Source organism: Rhizobium sp. NFACC06-2 (assembly GCF_900101425.1).
In the GTDB taxonomy this organism is placed as follows: Bacteria; Pseudomonadota; Alphaproteobacteria; order Rhizobiales; family Rhizobiaceae; genus Agrobacterium; species Agrobacterium leguminum.
In genome coordinates this window covers 410,061-426,552 of the sequence record NZ_FMVA01000002.1, presented here as the reverse complement: position 1 = coordinate 426,552, position 16,492 = coordinate 410,061, and the positions used below count along the sequence as shown (strand labels likewise).

General features: G+C 60.4%; 17 protein-coding genes. 10 read left to right on the top strand and 7 right to left on the bottom strand.

Features of this window, described 5'->3' with window-relative positions; genetic code table 11:
* Positions 1–33: 33 nt before the first annotated feature.
* Entirely contained in the window at positions 34–1,530 is a 1,497-nt protein-coding gene (locus tag F3H58_RS06495) for a replicative DNA helicase (protein WP_003520716.1), read from the bottom strand.
* Positions 1,531–1,842: 312 nt separating this feature from the next.
* Here F3H58_RS06495 and F3H58_RS06490 point away from each other — a divergent pair, with 312 nt between their 5' ends.
* Genes F3H58_RS06490 through F3H58_RS06480 form a run of 3 tightly spaced genes read left to right on the top strand, consistent with a single transcriptional unit; the run spans position 1,843 to position 5,127 of the window.
* Positions 1,843–2,298: a MarR family winged helix-turn-helix transcriptional regulator gene (locus F3H58_RS06490; protein ID WP_149741594.1), complete on the top strand. Its 456-nt coding sequence runs from the start codon at positions 1,843–1,845 to the stop codon at positions 2,296–2,298.
* A complete protein-coding gene (locus tag F3H58_RS06485; protein ID WP_188128801.1) occupies positions 2,295–4,040 on the top strand; it encodes an MFS transporter in 1,746 nt (581 codons plus the stop codon). The genes F3H58_RS06490 and F3H58_RS06485 overlap by 4 nt, the downstream gene beginning before the upstream one ends.
* A gap of 19 nt (positions 4,041–4,059) precedes the next feature.
* On the top strand, positions 4,060–5,127 hold the full coding sequence (locus F3H58_RS06480) for an HlyD family secretion protein (RefSeq protein WP_142778987.1): 1,068 nt from the start codon (positions 4,060–4,062) through the stop codon (positions 5,125–5,127).
* 265 nt (positions 5,128–5,392) lie between these two features.
* Here the strand turns inward: F3H58_RS06480 and rplI are convergent, their stop codons facing one another.
* The 5 genes from rplI to F3H58_RS06445 form a co-directional block, all read right to left on the bottom strand.
* Complete coding sequence (gene rplI / locus F3H58_RS06470; RefSeq protein WP_003520720.1) at positions 5,393–5,968, bottom strand: 50S ribosomal protein L9; 576 nt, start codon at positions 5,966–5,968, stop codon at positions 5,393–5,395.
* Positions 5,969–5,982: 14 nt separating this feature from the next.
* Entirely contained in the window at positions 5,983–6,957 is a 975-nt protein-coding gene (locus F3H58_RS06465; RefSeq protein ID WP_065654091.1) for a DUF2232 domain-containing protein, read from the bottom strand.
* 145 nt (positions 6,958–7,102) lie between these two features.
* Positions 7,103–7,351, bottom strand: coding sequence for a 30S ribosomal protein S18 (gene rpsR, locus F3H58_RS06460; RefSeq protein ID WP_003502063.1), 249 nt, complete (start codon positions 7,349–7,351; stop codon positions 7,103–7,105).
* Between the two features lie 16 nt (positions 7,352–7,367).
* A complete protein-coding gene (gene rpsF / locus F3H58_RS06455) occupies positions 7,368–7,829 on the bottom strand; it encodes a 30S ribosomal protein S6 (RefSeq protein ID WP_003520723.1) in 462 nt (153 codons plus the stop codon).
* Positions 7,830–8,117: 288 nt separating this feature from the next.
* Entirely contained in the window at positions 8,118–9,161 is a 1,044-nt protein-coding gene (locus tag F3H58_RS06445) for an aldo/keto reductase (RefSeq protein WP_149741593.1), read from the bottom strand.
* A gap of 224 nt (positions 9,162–9,385) precedes the next feature.
* On the opposite strand from F3H58_RS06445, the gene fabD reads away from it, so the two are divergent.
* From fabD to fabF, 4 genes are all read left to right on the top strand, one after another.
* Positions 9,386–10,330 carry an ACP S-malonyltransferase gene (fabD, locus tag F3H58_RS06440; protein ID WP_149741592.1) on the top strand — a complete coding sequence of 315 codons (945 nt, stop codon included), beginning with the start codon at positions 9,386–9,388 and terminating at the stop codon, positions 10,328–10,330.
* Between the two features lie 83 nt (positions 10,331–10,413).
* Complete coding sequence (fabG, locus tag F3H58_RS06435; protein ID WP_003520726.1) at positions 10,414–11,151, top strand: 3-oxoacyl-[acyl-carrier-protein] reductase; 738 nt, start codon at positions 10,414–10,416, stop codon at positions 11,149–11,151.
* A 349-nt stretch (positions 11,152–11,500) separates the two neighbouring features.
* Entirely contained in the window at positions 11,501–11,737 is a 237-nt protein-coding gene (locus F3H58_RS06430) for an acyl carrier protein (protein WP_003502080.1), read from the top strand.
* Positions 11,738–11,987: 250 nt separating this feature from the next.
* Positions 11,988–13,250, top strand: a complete 1,263-nt coding sequence (gene fabF / locus F3H58_RS06425) for a beta-ketoacyl-ACP synthase II (RefSeq protein ID WP_035261994.1) — start codon at positions 11,988–11,990, stop codon at positions 13,248–13,250.
* On the opposite strand, the gene F3H58_RS27145 is transcribed toward fabF, so the two are convergent.
* The gene (locus F3H58_RS27145) at positions 13,238–13,591 is read right to left on the bottom strand and encodes a hypothetical protein (protein ID WP_188128800.1); all 354 of its coding nucleotides are present in this window, start codon (positions 13,589–13,591) and stop codon (positions 13,238–13,240) included. The two genes, fabF and F3H58_RS27145, sit on opposite strands and share 13 nt — an antisense overlap.
* On the opposite strand from F3H58_RS27145, the gene mltG reads away from it, so the two are divergent.
* The 3 genes from mltG to gmk all read left to right on the top strand — a co-directional run bounded on the left by mltG (position 13,581) and on the right by gmk (position 16,424).
* Positions 13,581–14,801, top strand: a complete 1,221-nt coding sequence (gene mltG, locus F3H58_RS06415; RefSeq protein WP_149741591.1) for an endolytic transglycosylase MltG — start codon at positions 13,581–13,583, stop codon at positions 14,799–14,801. The two genes, F3H58_RS27145 and mltG, sit on opposite strands and share 11 nt — an antisense overlap.
* Positions 14,802–14,868: 67 nt before the next feature.
* On the top strand, positions 14,869–15,756 hold the full coding sequence (locus F3H58_RS06410) for a YicC/YloC family endoribonuclease (RefSeq protein ID WP_149741590.1): 888 nt from the start codon (positions 14,869–14,871) through the stop codon (positions 15,754–15,756).
* Between the two features lie 5 nt (positions 15,757–15,761).
* Positions 15,762–16,424 carry a guanylate kinase gene (gmk, locus tag F3H58_RS06405; RefSeq protein WP_080817281.1) on the top strand — a complete coding sequence of 221 codons (663 nt, stop codon included), beginning with the start codon at positions 15,762–15,764 and terminating at the stop codon, positions 16,422–16,424.
* Positions 16,425–16,492 lie beyond the last annotated feature (68 nt).

The window sequence follows — 16,492 nt, the reverse complement described above, 5'->3', positions numbered from 1 at the left end:
GGCAAAAATACATCACCCTCGCTGTGCTTCAGATCAATGTTCTTCGTACTGGCTGAAGCTCGGATCGGCCAGATCCGTAAAGCGGGTGAATTCGGACTGGAAGGCGAGCTTTACCGTGCCGGTCGGTCCGTGACGCTGCTTGGCGATGATCACGTCGGCCGTGCCTTTCACCTTGTCGAACAGCGCTTCCCATTCGGCATATTTGGGATCGGAAATATCGCGCGGCTCCATGTTCTTGACGTAGTATTCCTCGCGGAACACGAAAAGCACCACGTCGGCGTCCTGCTCGATGGAGCCGGATTCACGCAGGTCGGAAAGCTGCGGGCGCTTGTCTTCGCGGCTTTCCACCGCACGGGAGAGCTGTGACAGCGCAATGATCGGAACGTTGAGTTCCTTGCCGAGCGCTTTCAGACCCGTGGTGATCTGGGTGATTTCCTGCACGCGGTTTTCGCCGCTCTTGCCGGAGCCGGTCATAAGCTGAACGTAGTCGACCACCAGAACGTCAAGGCCACGCTGGCGCTTCAGGCGGCGGGCGCGGGCGGAAAGCTGGGCAATCGAGATACCACCGGTCTGGTCGATGTAAAGCGGCACCTTCTGCATCATCTGGGAGCAGGCGACAAGCTTTTCGAAGTCAGCCTCGGTAATGTCACCGCGGCGGATTTTCGAGGAAGACACTTCGGTCTGCTCGGAAATGATACGGGTGGCGAGCTGTTCGGACGACATTTCGAGCGAGTAGAAACCGACGACGCCGCCGTTCTTCGCCTTGTACGACCCGTCCGGCTGCACTTCCTGCTCGTAAGATGCGGCGATATTGTAGGCGATGTTGGTCGCAAGCGAGGTCTTGCCCATACCGGGACGACCGGCAAGCACGATAAGGTCGGAACGCTGCAACCCGCCCATGCGGGCGTCGAGCGAATGAATGCCGGTGGAAATGCCGGAGAGATTGCCGTCGCGTTCGAAGGCGGCGCCCGCCATGTCGATCGCCAGCGCTACTGCATCGTTGAACGACTGGAAACCGCCATCGTAACGGCCGGTTTCCGCCAGCTCGAACAGACGCCGCTCGGTGTCTTCGATCTGCGCCTGCGGCGGCATGTCGAGCGGCGCGTCATAGGCGATGTTGACGACATCCTCGCCGATCTGGATCAGCGCGCGGCGCAGCGCCAGATCATAGATCGCGCGGCCGTAATCTTCCGCATTGATGATGGAGACGGCTTCCGCCGCCAGACGTGCAAGATACTGCGCCACCGTCAGATCGCCGATCTTGTCGTCGGCGGGCAGGAAGGTCTTGATCGTCACCGGATTGGCGGTCTTGCCCATGCGGATGATGTCGCCCGCCACCTCGAAAATCTTGCGGTGCAGCGGTTCGTAAAGGTGAACGGGCTTCAGGAAGTCCGACACGCGGTAATAGGCGTCGTTATTGACGAGGATGGCGCCGAGCAGCGCCTGTTCGGCCTCGATGTTGTTCGGCGCTTCGCGGTAATGCGGTTCCGCCGGTTGCGCGGGGGTGATCTTTCTCACAGCGTCGTTCATGGTTTGCGCGATCTCCCTTTGCCTTTGTCCTTGAACCTCGGGTTTGGCTTTCTGGGGCATGGCAGTCAATGATAATGTTGCAACACTCTATGGCAGGCTGACGTCCGCTCTGCGAAGCTCGATCACTTCTTCAGTTGTCCCCAGCAATCCACAGGCGGGTTGGGGACAAGGCGCCGGATCCTTCCGGCAAGGTGATTCGCTGCCATGAGTTTATCGCATGGCAGACCCGGCGTGAAAGAAACTTGAAAATCGTCAGTCTTACGAATAAATAGGCAGAAAATAAGTAGTGTGCTAATTATAAGGCTTGCTGACATGTCCCGCGAGACCGACAAGGAACAGCTTCTGGATGAAGTCTCCGCTTTCACCCGCAAACTGCGCGCGTTTTTCGATGCGCGGGTGGGGGAGAGCGGGCTGACGCTTGCACGGGCGCGAGCGCTCTTTGCGCTCTCGCGTCGTGGACCGCTGACGCAGACCGAGCTTGCCGAGGAAATGGAAATCGAAACGCCGACGCTGGTGCGGGTGCTCGATGGCATGGAGAAACAGAACCTCATCGAGCGCCGTTCCGATGAGAACGACCGCCGCGCCAAACGCATCCACATGACGGCAGAAGGGGAGAGAACCTCCGAGACGGTGCAGGCGATGGCGAAGTCGCTGCGCTCCGAGATTGCCGCCGATATTTCTTCGCAGGAACTGGCTATGGCGCTCGATGTCATGCGCCGGCTTTCGGCCAATCTGCAAAATCTGGCGGCGGGGAGGGCGCAATCGTGAGTACCCCGGTGCCACAAACCGCAGATGAGGCCGCTGCCCGAAATGCCGAGGCGGTCTCCAAACCCGCCGACCTTCCGGAAGAGGCAGTGACGCCGGTGAGTGCTTCGGGCGCGAGTGAAGCCGTGCCAGAGCCTGCCGCCGCCGCACCTCAGCCGGTCGAGCGGCCGCTATGGCTGCGGCTGTGTTTCATCTTCGCGGGCCTGTCGTTCTTCATTACCCAGGGCCTGGGCATGAACCTCGTCATGGCCAATATTTACCAGTTGCAGGGCGAGTTTTCCGCCACCGTGGCCGAGGTCGCCTGGCTGTCCGCCGCCTATATGGCGCCCTATGCCACCTTTTCCATCGCGCTGTTCAAGGTCCGGGCGCAATATGGCCTGCGGCCTTTCGCCGAAGTTTCGATTATCGTGTTTGTCGTCGCTTCCTGTCTCAACCTGTTCGTGACAGACCTGCATTCGGCAATCGTTATCCGTTTTGTCAGTGGCATGGCCGCCGCACCGATCTCGTCGCTCGGCTTTCTCTATATTCTGGAGGCCTTTCCGCCTGCGCGGAAATTCTCGCTCGGTTTCAGCATAGCGCTGACCGGTACGCTGCTGTCGGCGCCGCTCGCGCGCATCGTCTCGCCATCCCTCTTGGAAATCGACGGCTGGAATGCGCTCTATTCCATGGAAGTGGGATTCGCGCTGATCGCTTTCGCCATGATCTATGTGCTGAAAGTCACGCCGCCGCCGCGCGCGAAAGTTATCGAGCGCATGGATATTCTGAGCTATCTTCTGTTTGCAGGTGGTCTCGGCTGTCTGGCGGTCATGCTCACGCTCGGCCGGTTCTACTGGTGGTTCGAAACCTGGTGGCTGGGCGTTCTTCTGGCAACGTCGATCACACTTCTGACCCTCATGGCTTTCATCGAATTGCCGCGCAAGAATCCGCTGCTCGACCTGCGCTGGATTTTCTCGAAAACCAACCTGCACATTATTGCGGTCCTGCTTGTCTACCGTGCGGTTTCCTCCGAGCAATCCTCAACGGCGGTCAGCTTTTACCAGCAGCTCGGCTTGCTGAACGAACAGACGACGACACTTTATGCGCTGGTGCTTTTGGCGACCGTTCTCGGCGGTGCTGCCTGTGCGTGGCTGATGCTCACGAAATACGTCGATACCGCCCACGTGATTGCGCTGGCGCTGATCGCCGCCGGTTCGTTCATGGATAGCCAGTCCAACAATCTGACGCGGCCGGGTGAGATGTATCTCAGCCAGATGATGATTGCCTTTGGCGCTGCCATGTTCCTGCCGCCCGTCATGGCCAAGGGTTTTGCCGCCGCTCTGGCCCGGGGTGCGCCCTATCTGGTGAATTTCATCACCATCTTCCTATTTACCCAGATCACCGGATCGATGCTGATGACCGGCCTGCTCGGCAGTTTCGTGACGCTGCGGGAGAAATTCCACTCCAATATTCTGGTGGAAAATATCCTGCTCACCAATCCGATGGTCGCCCAGCGCGTCTCGCAGCTTTCCGGCGCTTACAGCCATGTCATCACCGATCCGGCATTGCTGAAGGCCGAAGGACTGTCGCTGCTTGGCCAGCAGGTCAGCAAGGAGGCCTATGTGCTTGCCTATAATGACACATTCCTGCTGGTCTCCGTCGTCTCTGCGCTGGCGCTGGCCACGCTTTTGATCCACCTTGCATGGCTGCGCATCCGCCCTTTCCTTTTCCGGAAAGAAATCGATGCCTCACCGGCACCACAGTCTTGAACATTCCAAGAGTGACAAAATGCTGAAGAAGTTTTTTACCCCCGTTTCCATTCTCGTGCTGCTCGGCGGTCTCGCCGGCGTGGCGCTGGTGCTTTACGCCTGGCGGCTGCCGCCGTTCCTTTCCACCGTCGAAATGACCGACAACGCCTTCGTGCGCGGTTATGTCACGACGATGAGCCCGCAGGTGAGCGGCTATGTCGTGGACGTGCCGGTGAAGGATTATCAGGAGGTCAGCCAAGGCGCGCTGCTGGCGAAGATCGATGACCGCATCTACCGCCAGAAGCAGGCGCAGGCGGAAGCAACGCTCGATACGCAGAAGGCGGCTCTCGATAATTCCCGCCAGCAGGAAAATGCGGCCAATGCCAATATTCTTTCCAGCCAGGCGGCGGTCGACAGCGCCCAGGCCTCGCTGAAACAGGCGCAGCTCGCATCCGACCGTCAGGATAACCTCATCAAGAGCGGTGCGGGAACCTCCAGTCTTCAGGAAGAGGCCCATGCCGCGCTCGAAAAGGCGCGGGCGTCGCTTTCGCAGGCCAAGGCGGCGCTTGAGGTTTCGCGGCAGGATCTGCAAACCATCATCGTCAACCGCAGCTCGCTGCAGGCGGCCGTCGCCAATGCAGAAGCGGCCGTCGAGCTTGCCCGGATCGACCTTGCCAATACCGAAATCCACGCGCCCGTGGATGGCAGGCTCGGCGAAGTCGGCGTCCGCACCGGACAATATGTCACCGCCGGAACGCAACTGATGGCCGTCGTGCCGCATGATGTCTGGGTCATCGCCAATTTCAAGGAAACCCAGCTTGCGGGCATGCAGGTCGGCCAGCCGGTGACGATCGCCGTGGATGCGCTGCATCGCCGCAAGCTTACCGGCCATGTGGAGAGGTTCTCGCCCGCCACCGGCTCGGAATTCGCCGTCATCAAGCCGGACAATGCGACGGGCAATTTCGTAAAGATCGCCCAGCGCCTCGGCGTGCGTATCGCCATCGATGCCGATCAGCCGCTGGCGGCGGATCTGTCGCCGGGCATGTCGGTGGTGGTGCATGTGGATAAGAGCGTGGCGCCGGAGGGAGCGGAGACGGCGGAGAAGTAGTATTACGCCGAATTTGCTGCGGGACACCCCCCTCTGTCCTGCCGGACATCTCCCCCTCAAGGGGGGAGATCGGCAAGGCGGGCTTACATCGCCAAAATCGCAACGTTGAGATGGTCGAACGGTAGCCACGATTCGATCTCCCCCCTTGAGGGGGAGATGCCCGGCAGGGCAGAGGGGGGTAAACTTCCCTGCAAACTCTCAGCGCGCAAACAAAAAACCCCGGATGCTTCCATCCGGGGTTTTCCTTTGACCGTTAAGCCAGATCTTATTCGTCGTCGCCGTCGCGGTCAGCTTCCGGATCGAAGAAGTCTTCCGGACGCAGCGCGTCTTCGTCAACGCCGTAGATGGCGTCAGCGGAGGTGAGGCTTTCGCCCTTGGCCTGACGCTCGGCTTCTTCAGCCGAACGGGCAACGTTCAGCTCAACCTGCAGCTCGACTTCGGCATGCAGGTGAAGGGTAACGTTGTGCAGGCCGATGGTCTTGATCGGCGTGTTCAGTTCAACCTGGTTACGGCCGATGTTGAAGCCTTCTGCGCCGAGGATTTCAACGACGTCGCGAGCGGCGACAGAGCCGTAGAGCTGACCGGTTTCGCCAGCCGAGCGGACGACGATGAAGGACTTGCCTTCCAGAGCCTCGGCAACCTTCTGGGCTTCCGACTTGCGCTCGAGGTTACGGGCTTCGAGCGTTGCGCGCTCGGTTTCGAAACGTGCCTTGTTGGCAGCGTTGGCGCGCAGCGCCTTGCCCTGCGGCAGCAGGAAGTTACGGGCGTAGCCGTCGCGAACCTTTACGGTTTCGCCCATCTGGCCGAGCTTGTTGATGCGTTCGAGAAGAATGACGTCCATCTTCTTGATCCTTTCTATGGTTTGGTTTCGTTCGTATTGTCGGTTTTCCGCGTCGGAGTAAGAGAGATCGTGCTGCGCACGTCGCTCAGGCCGAACACGAGAATGATGAACAGCGGAAAGACAAAGACCGCCGAGAGATATGCGAGAATGAGAACCGGCAGCCGCCAGTCCTTGCCGCGGGCGCGCTTGTGCAGCGAGGCGTAACCCGCCATCAGAAAGCCCGCGCCGAAGGTGCCGCAGATGACCGCGCCGACCATGGCCGCGACGCCGCCGAGGAACATGGCGACAATGCCGGCCAGAAAAATGAAGATGGCGTTGCGGTGCATGCGCAGCGCGGAAGCGATATCCTCACGCGGGCGAAGGCCCTTGCCGAAGGAGCCGACCACCCGGGTCGCGAAATAATAGGCCGCAAACAGAAGGATGACCCACAGGCCGCCCTGCACGATCGGCAGCATCAGCACCAGCAGCGATTTCGTCTGGGCGAGCGCCTCGGCATTGGGTTCGAACAGCGGCTCACGGTTCTGCACCGAGGTCATCATGATATCGACCATGCGGGCGACCAGATCGGGGCCGTAACCGATCATCCAGCCGAGAATGACGACGGCGATGGAGACCAGAATGCACAGGTGCAGGACGATGCCGGAGAGCGGATACCAGGCGAGAAGATCGTCCGGGCCGCCGAGTTCGGAAGCCGGGCGTGCCAGATTGGCGAGATGCGAAAGCCAGCCCGCCGGGATCAGCGTGAAGATAGCAATGGTCAGCGCAAACAGCGGCGACATGACGAGAGCGCCGATGATGGCCGTGGTGATGATCGCGACGATGGCGGCGCGATTGCCCCAGCCCATGCCTGCGATCAGGATGGGCATGGCGGAACCGGCATAGAGCAGGAAGGAAAAGGACGACTGTGCCGTTGCGCCAAGCGTCAAAAACGCGGCGCATATGCCGGCGAGAACGCCGGTGATCAGCACTGTCTGGTTCAACTTTTGCACTTCGCTGTCCTGCTGAAACTAAAGCAGTTAGAGGATTGCTCCGTGGAGCCTCATCCCCAACATGGGTTTTATGGTATCGATCCGCGCCCAACGCGGAAGGATGAAGACCCTCTGGTTTGGGACCAGAGGGTCTTCGTTTAGTGTATTACGCTACGACGTAAGGCAGCAGGCCGAGGAAGCGGGCGCGCTTGATCGCCTGGGCGAGTTCGCGCTGCTTCTTCTGGGAAACGGCCGTGATGCGGGACGGAACGATCTTGCCGCGCTCGGAAATGTAGCGCTGCAGGAGACGAACGTCCTTGTAGTCGATCTTCGGAGCGTTTGCGCCGGAGAAGGGGCACGTCTTGCGACGGCGGTGGAACGGGCGGCGTGCCTGGGAAGAGGATGCGTCAGCCATTGGTCAAAACTCCTTCTTATGCACGGTCTTCGCGCGGACGGCGCGGACGGTCTTCGCGGTCGCCGAAGCCACCTTCGCGCGGTGCGCGGGGGCCACGATCTTCACGCGGGCCACGGTCCGGACGGTCGCCGTCACGGCGCGGACGGTCGTCACGGTCGCGCTTCTGCATCATCGCGGACGGGCCTTCTTCGTGGGCTTCGACGGCGATGGTCATGTAGCGAAGAACGTCTTCGTTGATGCGCATCTGGCGCTCGACTTCATGGATGGCGGCCGCCGGAGCGTCGATGTCCATGAGAGCGTAGTGAGCCTTGCGGTTCTTCTTGATGCGGTAGGTGAGGGACTTCAGACCCCAGTTCTCGATGCGTCCGACTTTGCCGCCGAACGATTCGATAACGCCCTTGTACTGCTCGACAAGTGCGTCGACCTGCTGGGCAGAAATATCCTGCCGGGCAAGGAAGATGTGTTCGTAAAGAGCCATTTAAGCTTTGCCTTTCTTGCGTTTCGTCCTTCACCCGGCAACGGCGCTAAGCCTCAACGACTGCTCCTGAAAAGGCGTGAGCCTTAAAGCAAGAAAAGCGTTGTTCGAGACGGTCGAGAGCGGAGACACGGGAGGCCGGAAAAACCTTATGGTTCCTGCTGTTCCGTTACCGGAACCAGCCCTCCGTTCAGCCACCAGCCAGTTGGACCGGGTGTTGTGAACAGCGCGCTTATACGGATTTTTGCCCGGAATGCAAGGGCGACCGTGAAAAAGCGCGCCGTTTGATCATCAGATCGGCATTGGATATTGCCGGTGGATGGCTGCGATACCCGTCAGCACCTCGTCCGACAGCGTCACATCCGCAGCCGCAATATCCACCTTCAACTGTTCCATCGTCGTCGCGCCGATGATGGCCGAGGCCATGAAGGGACGTGTCAGGCAGAAGGCGATGGCGAGCTTTGCCGGATCGATTCCATGCTGTGCGGCAAGCTCCAGATAGGCCTTGACCGGCGCTTCCTGATGCGGCTGCAAACGGCCGCCGAGGTCCTTGTTGATGGTTCCGCGCGATCCCGCCGGGCGCGCGCCGTTCTGGTATTTCCCGGTCAGCAGCCCGGCTGCCAGCGGCGAATAGGCGAGCAGGCCGACATCCTCGTGATGGGCAACTTCCGCCATGTCGAGATCGAAACTGCGATAGAGCAGGTTATATTCGTTCTGGATCGTGGCGACGCGCGGCAGGCCGTTGGCCTTGGCGATGTCGATATATTTCTGCGTGCCCCAGGCGCTCTCGTTGGAAAGGCCGATGGCGCGGATCTTGCCGGCCTTCACCAGTTCGCCGAGCGTTTCGAGCTTTTCGGTGATTTCGGCGAGCGTGCGCTGCTTTTCCTGGCCGGAAGCATCGAAGCTCCAGACGCCGCGGAAATGATAGGTGCCGCGATTTGGCCAGTGAATCTGGTAGAGGTCGATGTAATCGGTCTTCAGGCGCTTGAGGCTGGTATCCACCGCCTCGCGGATGGCGGCGGCGTCGATATCGCGACCGCCGCGAATATAATCGCGTCCCGAACCGGCGACCTTGGTGGCGAGCACGACCTGATCTCGCTTGCCGGTCTTTTCAAACCAAGTGCCGATGTAATCTTCCGTCCGGCCCTGGGTCTCGGCGGAAACGGGGGTGGTGGGGTAGAGTTCTGCCGTATCGAAGAAATTGACGCCGTTTTCGACGGCGTAATCCATCTGCGCATGCGCGTCGGCTTCGGTGTTCTGCGTGCCCCACGTCATCGTGCCGAGGCAGATTTCAGACACGGAAATATCCGTGCGGCCCAATAGTCTCTGTTTCATGGAAATGTCCCGGTGCTTGGCCAGATAGTTTGGAAGGTGGTGTGAAAGTAATGGGGAATTGCCGCAGTGCAAGAAAAAATATGATGAAAGATAAGGGGAAAACAGGACGGCAAAACCCCTGACATGGGCCTGCCATGGGGCTTCAAGCCTTGACTTCGCTGGCGGGAATGTGAATGGAAGTCGACAAGAATAAAGGCAAGGCCAGACAAGAAGGACGACATCCCATGGGTATTGCATTCACATTTCCCGGACAGGGAAGCCAGGCCGTCGGCATGGGCAAGGAGCTGGCGGATACCTATCCGGAAGCGCGCGCCGTGTTTCAGGAAGTCGACGAGGCGCTCGACCAGAAGCTTTCCGATATCATGTGGAACGGCCCGGAAGAGACGCTGACGCTGACCGCCAACGCGCAGCCGGCGCTTATGGCTGTGTCCATGGCGGTCATGCGGGTTCTCGAAGCGCGCGGCTTCAAACTGTCCGATACGGTTTCTTATGTCGCGGGCCACTCGCTCGGCGAATATTCGGCGCTCTGTGCCGCCGGCACCTTTTCGGTTGCCGATACCGCCCGTCTTCTGCGCATCCGCGGCAACGCCATGCAGGCCGCCGTGCCGGTGGGCGAGGGCGCCATGGCGGCGATCATCGGGCTTGAGCATGACGCCGTTTCGGCAATCTGCGAAGAGGCGGCCATTCTCGGCGTCTGCCAGATCGCCAACGACAATGGCGGCGGTCAGCTCGTCATCTCCGGCGGCAAGGTCGCCGTCGAGAAGGCTGCGGCGATCGCGTCCGAAAAGGGCGCCAAGCGCGCCATCATGCTGCCGGTTTCCGCACCCTTCCACTCCGCGCTGATGGCGCCGGCGGCGGAAGCCATGCGCGAGGCGCTGGCGGCCGTCGAAAAGCACAACCCGGTCGTGCCGGTCATCGCCAATGTGCGCGCCGCCCCCGTTTTCGATGCCAATGAGATCGCCGGCCTGCTGGTCGAGCAGGTGACGGGCCAGGTGCGCTGGCGCGAGACGGTGGAATGGTTTGCCGCCAACAATGTCACGCAGCTTTACGAGATCGGCTCCGGCAAGGTGCTGACGGGCCTTGCCCGCCGCATCGACAAGACGGTGAACGGCGTTGCCGTCAACGGCGCTGCCGATATCGACCAGCTTCTTGCCACCCTCATCGGCTGAGACGGGATACTCCGGCTGCCGCATTCATCGGGCGCAACTGCGCTGAACATTTTCAGTCCGAAGCTCTAAAGAAGGAATAGGACATGTTTGATCTGACAGGCCGCAAGGCTCTCGTAACCGGCGCGACCGGCGGCATCGGCGAAGAAATCGCCCGCCTTCTGCACAGCCAGGGCGCAACTGTGGGCCTGCACGGCACCCGCGTTGAAAAGCTCGAAGCGCTGGCGGCGGAACTTGGCGAACGCGTCAAGATTTTCCCGGCGAACCTTGCCGACCGCGCCGAAGTAAAGGCGCTCGGCGAAAAGGCCGAAGCCGAGCTGGAAGGCGTCGATATCCTCGTCAACAATGCCGGTATCACCAAGGACGGCCTCTTCGTGCGCATGAGCGACGAGGACTGGGATAACGTCATCGAAGTGAACCTGACGGCGATGTTCCGCCTGACGCGCGAGCTGACGCATCCGATGATGCGCCGCCGTTTCGGCCGCATCATCAACATCACCTCCATCGTCGGCGTTACCGGCAATCCCGGTCAGGCCAACTATTGCGCCTCCAAGGCCGGCATGATCGGTTTTTCGAAGTCGCTGGCCCAGGAAATCGCCACCCGCAACGTCACCGTCAACTGCGTGGCGCCGGGCTTTATCGAAAGCGCGATGACCGGCAAGCTGAACGACAAGCAGAAAGACGCCATCATGGGCGCCATTCCCATGAAGCGCATGGGGACAGGTGCCGAAGTCGCCTCGGCCGTTCTCTACCTCGCCTCCAACGAGGCGGGCTACATGACCGGCCAGACCCTGCACGTCAACGGCGGCATGGCGATGATCTGACGGCACTTGTGACCGTCATAAAAGGATTGCGGCGCTGTTTAAGCACCTTCTTGGGTAGCTGGCGCCGCAAGGCCCCGCCGGCTGGTTTTCGGCGAAATTGCCTGTCATACGCTGTGCTTAGCGCGTTTTCAGGCTTTTCGACCGATTGAAACCATGTTAAGCGGGCCAAGACTGTGAACAGTCGTCCCGGAGAGACAGGAAGCCGTTGCGATTTTGCGTGACGATGTCTAGCTTGGACCGGGTTGAACGGGTTTGCCAGCAGTGCCGGATTTGAACGGCGCATGAGGGCTTCTAACAGGGCAGGGTGCCGTAAGGCATTCCCTTCAAAATAAAGGTCGAGGAAACCGACATGAGCGATATCGCAGAACGCGTAAAGAAAATTGTAATTGATCATCTTGGCGTTGACGCCGACAAGGTTGTCGAAGGCGCCAGCTTCATTGACGATCTGGGCGCTGATTCGCTCGACACCGTTGAACTGGTCATGGCTTTCGAAGAAGAATTCGGCGTTGAAATCCCCGACGACGCAGCTGACTCGATCCTGACCGTCGGCGACGCCGTAAAGTTCATCGAGAAGGCCCAGGCCTGATCGACCTTGATGGGGGAGGTGCAATATCCTCCCGTCCTTGGCCCGGCTCGTCCGGGCCAATGTTTTATAGGCAGACGGTAACATGCCCGCGGGTGGTGCGTGTTCCGGGCAATGCATGGGGGGCAAGGGCCGGAAACGGCGCCCACAACCTTCGTGCTGAGATTTGAAATACTGCAGCATCCGATGAACATCTCCTGATGTCCGGCGTTGCATGAAGACCGATGATTTGGATAAGGGCGGAGCATTGGCGATGAGGCGTGTCGTTATCACCGGTACCGGCATGGTATCTCCTCTTGGATGCGGGACGGAAGTGACCTGGGAGCGGCTGCTGGCCGGCCAGAACGGCGCCCGTCTCGTGACTGAATTCGAAGTCGAAGACCTTCCGGCAAAGATCGCCTGCCGCATTCCCGTGGGCGATGGTTCCAACGGCACCTTCAATGCCGATGACTGGATGGAACCCAAGGAACAGCGCAAGATCGATCCTTTCATCCTGTACGGCATGGCTGCTGCCGACATGGCGCTTGCCGACGCGGACTGGCATCCGGAAACGGACGAGGACCAGATCGCCACCGGCGTTCTGATCGGCTCCGGCATCGGCGGCCTGGAGGGCATTGTCGAGGCGGGCTATACGCTGCGCGACAAGGGTCCTCGGCGCATTTCTCCATTCTTCATTCCCGGCCGCCTGATCAACCTCGTATCCGGCCAGGTTTCCATCCGCCACAAGCTGCGCGGACCGAACCATGCCGTGGTGACGGCCTGCTCGACTGGCGCGCACGCCATTGGCGACGCCGCCCGTCTGATCGCGCTCGGCGATGCTGACGTCATGGTCGCCGGTGGCGCCGAATCGCCGGTCTGCCGCATCGCGCTTGCTGGCTTCGCCGCCTGCAAGGCGCTCTCCACCCAGCACAATGACAATCCGGAAAAGGCCTCGCGTCCCTATGATCGCGACCGTGACGGTTTCGTCATGGGTGAAGGTGCAGGCATCGTCGTTCTGGAAGAGCTGGAACATGCCAAGGCGCGCGGTGCGAAGATTTATGCGGAAGTCGTCGGTTACGGCCTTTCGGGCGATGCCTATCACATCACCGCACCGTCCGAGGACGGTGAAGGCGCCTATCGCTGCATGTCGATGGCGCTGAAGCGTGCAGGTCTCACGCCTGACGATATCGACTACATCAACGCCCACGGCACCTCGACCATGGCCGATACGATCGAGCTTGGCGCGGTGGAGCGGCTTGTCGGCGAATCGGCTTCGAAGATTTCCATGTCTTCCACCAAGTCGGCCACCGGCCATCTTCTCGGTGCGGCGGGCGCTATCGAGGCGATCTTCGCGACGCTTGCGATCCGCGACAACATCGTTCCGCCGACGCTGAACCTCGACAATCCCGATGTGGAGACGAAGATCGATCTCGTCCCGCACAAGGCGCGCAAGCGGAAGGTCGATGTGGCGCTCTCGAACTCCTTCGGCTTCGGCGGCACCAACGCCTCCCTCGTGCTGCGTCGTTACGAAGCATAATTGCGGCGGCGGCTCTGCCGCCGCTGGCTCCCTCCCACCGGGTGCTGACAAAGGACGTTCTTTCCTTTGAAGAGCGCATTGCTGCTTGCGAAAGCCATTCCGGTTTTCGCGCCGATATTGTAGTCGTTTATGGGAAGCGTTTGCCGGTTCGGGGTAATTTCCGGCCGCAGGCTGCTTCCTCCATCGGCTTTGTCCGAAACGATGTTCGTGAAGCGGGAATAGCAAGGCTTCACGATATCTCTATGTGGTGCAGGAAGACATTCCGAACCTGTTTTTGCCGCATTACCTGCGCAAAAAGCGCTGACAACGCCGAACTGAAAAGGACCGACGGTGAGCGACACGAACCAGAACAGCCAGGGACAATACGGACAAAACGGCGCGGGCGAAGGCAATCGCGGCCCGATCATTCCGAAATCCCCGACGGAAGCCCTGCGGCCGGAAAAAGTGCCGGCTCCGCCCAAGCGCTCCCGCAAGGCCCACGGCCAGCTTGTGATCTTTCTGAATTTTCTGATGACGCTCGCGGTTGCCGTCTGTGTGCTGGCCATTGCCGCTTTCTACTACATGATCGATGCGTTTCAGGAGCCCGGTCCGCTCCAGACGAACACACATTTCACTGTGCGCAACGGTGCCGGCATTATCGAGATCGCCAATAATCTCGAGCGTAACGAGGTCATCTCCAACGCCCGTGTCTTCCGCCTGATGACCGGCAGCTACCTGCAAAAGGACCAGACGCTGAAGGCCGGCGAATATGAGATCAAGGCCGGCGCATCGATGAAGGATATCATGATGCTGCTGGAGTCCGGCAAGTCGATCCTTTATTCCGTGTCGCTGCCGGAAGGTTTGACCGTAAAGCAGATGTTTGCGCGCCTTGGAGCGGATGAAGTGCTGGATGGCGAACTGCCCTCGGCCCTGCCACCGGAAGGCAGCCTGCGCCCCGATACCTATCGCTTCACCCGCGGCACCAAGCGCGAAGAAATCATCAACCAGATGAGTGCGGCGCAGGACAAGCTGATCAATATGATCTGGGAACGGCGCGATCCGGACCTTCCGATCAAGACCATCGAGGAATTCGTGACGCTTGCCTCGATTGTCGAGAAGGAAACCGGCAAGGATGATGAGCGCGCCCATGTCGCTTCGGTGTTCTACAACCGTCTGAAGAAGGGCATGCGCCTGCAATCCGACCCGACGATCATCTACGGCCTGTTCGGTGGCGATGGAAAACCGTCGGACCGTCCGATCTACCAGTCGGACCTGCAGAAGCAGACACCGTTCAACACCTATGTCATCAAGGGCCTGCCGCCGTCGCCCATCGCCAATCCGGGCCGGGCGGCGCTTGAGGCCGTGGCCAATCCATGGCGCACGGATGACCTTTATTTCGTTGCCGATGGCACCGGCGGCCATGTGTTTGCAAAGACGCTTGAAGAGCATAACGCCAATGTGCGCCGCTGGCGCAAGATAGAGGCCGAAAAGGCGGCCTCCGGCGCCAATCCCGATGTTGTCGTGGATGGCCAGCCGGGCGGGGCCGAGGCGGAAAAGCCGGCCAACAATTGAAAATCCTGACCGGGCCCTGCGATCCGCACGGGCCCGGTTTTGCACAGCATGACGGGGGCTTCCAGATATGACATTGCAATCGATGACCGGCTTCGCACGCAGCGAAGGAACCTCCGGCCGTTACCGCTGGGCGTGGGAATTGCGCTCGGTGAACGGCAAGGGGCTCGATGTGCGCCTGCGTCTGCCGACCGGTCTTGAAGCGCTGGAAACGGCCCTGCGCGAAATCGCGGGCGAGCATCTTTCCCGCGGCAATATCCAGGCGGGCCTGACGCTGGCGATTGCGGAAAACCGGCTGGAGGCGGTGATCAACCGCGATGCTCTGGCGGCGGTTCTGGCGCTGAAGAAGGAGCTTGGCGATGTCGTGGAAGACAAGCTGCTGAGCTTCGACACGCTGCTTACGCTGCGCGGGCTCGTCGATTTTCGCGAGGCGGAAGATGACGCGGAGGCGCAGGCCGCACGCAACGGCGATGTGCTTGCCGGCTTCGCCGCCGCCGTCGAGAAGCTGAAGGATATGCGCGAACGGGAAGGGGCGTCGCTGTTTGGCATCCTGTCCGGTCAAATCAACCGGATCGAGCAGCTCGCGGACATCATTGAAAACGATCCTTCCCGCCAGCCGGAACAGATCGCGGCACGGCTCGCCCAGCAGATCGCCCTCATCGGCGACGGCTTGCATGGTCTCGACCGTGACCGGCTGCATGCCGAGGCGGCGCTGCTCGCCACCAAGGCGGATCTGCGCGAAGAGATCGACCGGCTGCACGCCCATGTTCAGGCGTCGCGGGAGCTTTTGGCCAATGGCGGGCCCGTAGGACGCAAGCTCGATTTTCTTGCACAGGAATTTAACCGCGAGTCGAATACAATCTGTTCCAAATCGAACGCCAGTGCGGTAACCGCAGCAGGCATAGAGCTGAAAGTGGTGATCGACCAGTTCCGCGAGCAGGTCCAAAATCTGGAGTAGACCCAATGGTCCCGGTGAATAACTCTCCCGTCACGATTGCCCGCAGAGGGTTGATGCTGGTGATTTCTTCGCCATCCGGCGCGGGCAAATCGACGATTGCGCGCAACCTGCTCGACAAGGACAAGAATATCGGCCTGTCCGTCAGCGTCACGACGCGCCCGCGCCGCCAGAGCGAGATTGACGGCATCCACTACCATTTCATTTCCACGCGTGAATTCGAGCGCCTGCGGGATAGCGATGCGCTGCTGGAATGGGCTGAAGTTCACGGCAATTTTTACGGCACGCCGCGTGGGCCGGTGGAAGATGCCATGGCCGCAGGCCGCGACATGCTGTTCGATATCGACTGGCAGGGCGCCGAGCAGCTTCAGGACAAGATGAAGGCGGATGTCGTTTCGATCTTCATCCTGCCGCCGACCATGACCGAACTTCAATCGCGCCTGCATCGCCGCGCCGAAGACACCGAAGAGGTCATCAAGACCCGGCTCCTCAATTCCCGTGCCGAGATCGAACACTGGCGCGACTACGACTATGTCATCCTCAATGACGACCTGCAGGCTGCCTTCGAGGCCGTCGAAGCAATCGTGAAGGCCGAACGCGTCCGCCGCGACCGCCGCCACGGCATGTTCGATTTCGTGCGGGCGTTGCTCGAGGAAGAGCCGAAGCTCTGATGGAAGGTAGCGTCTGGCGACCGGCCCCAAAATCTTGAAATCGAACCCGTTAGACGTTATGTATATCC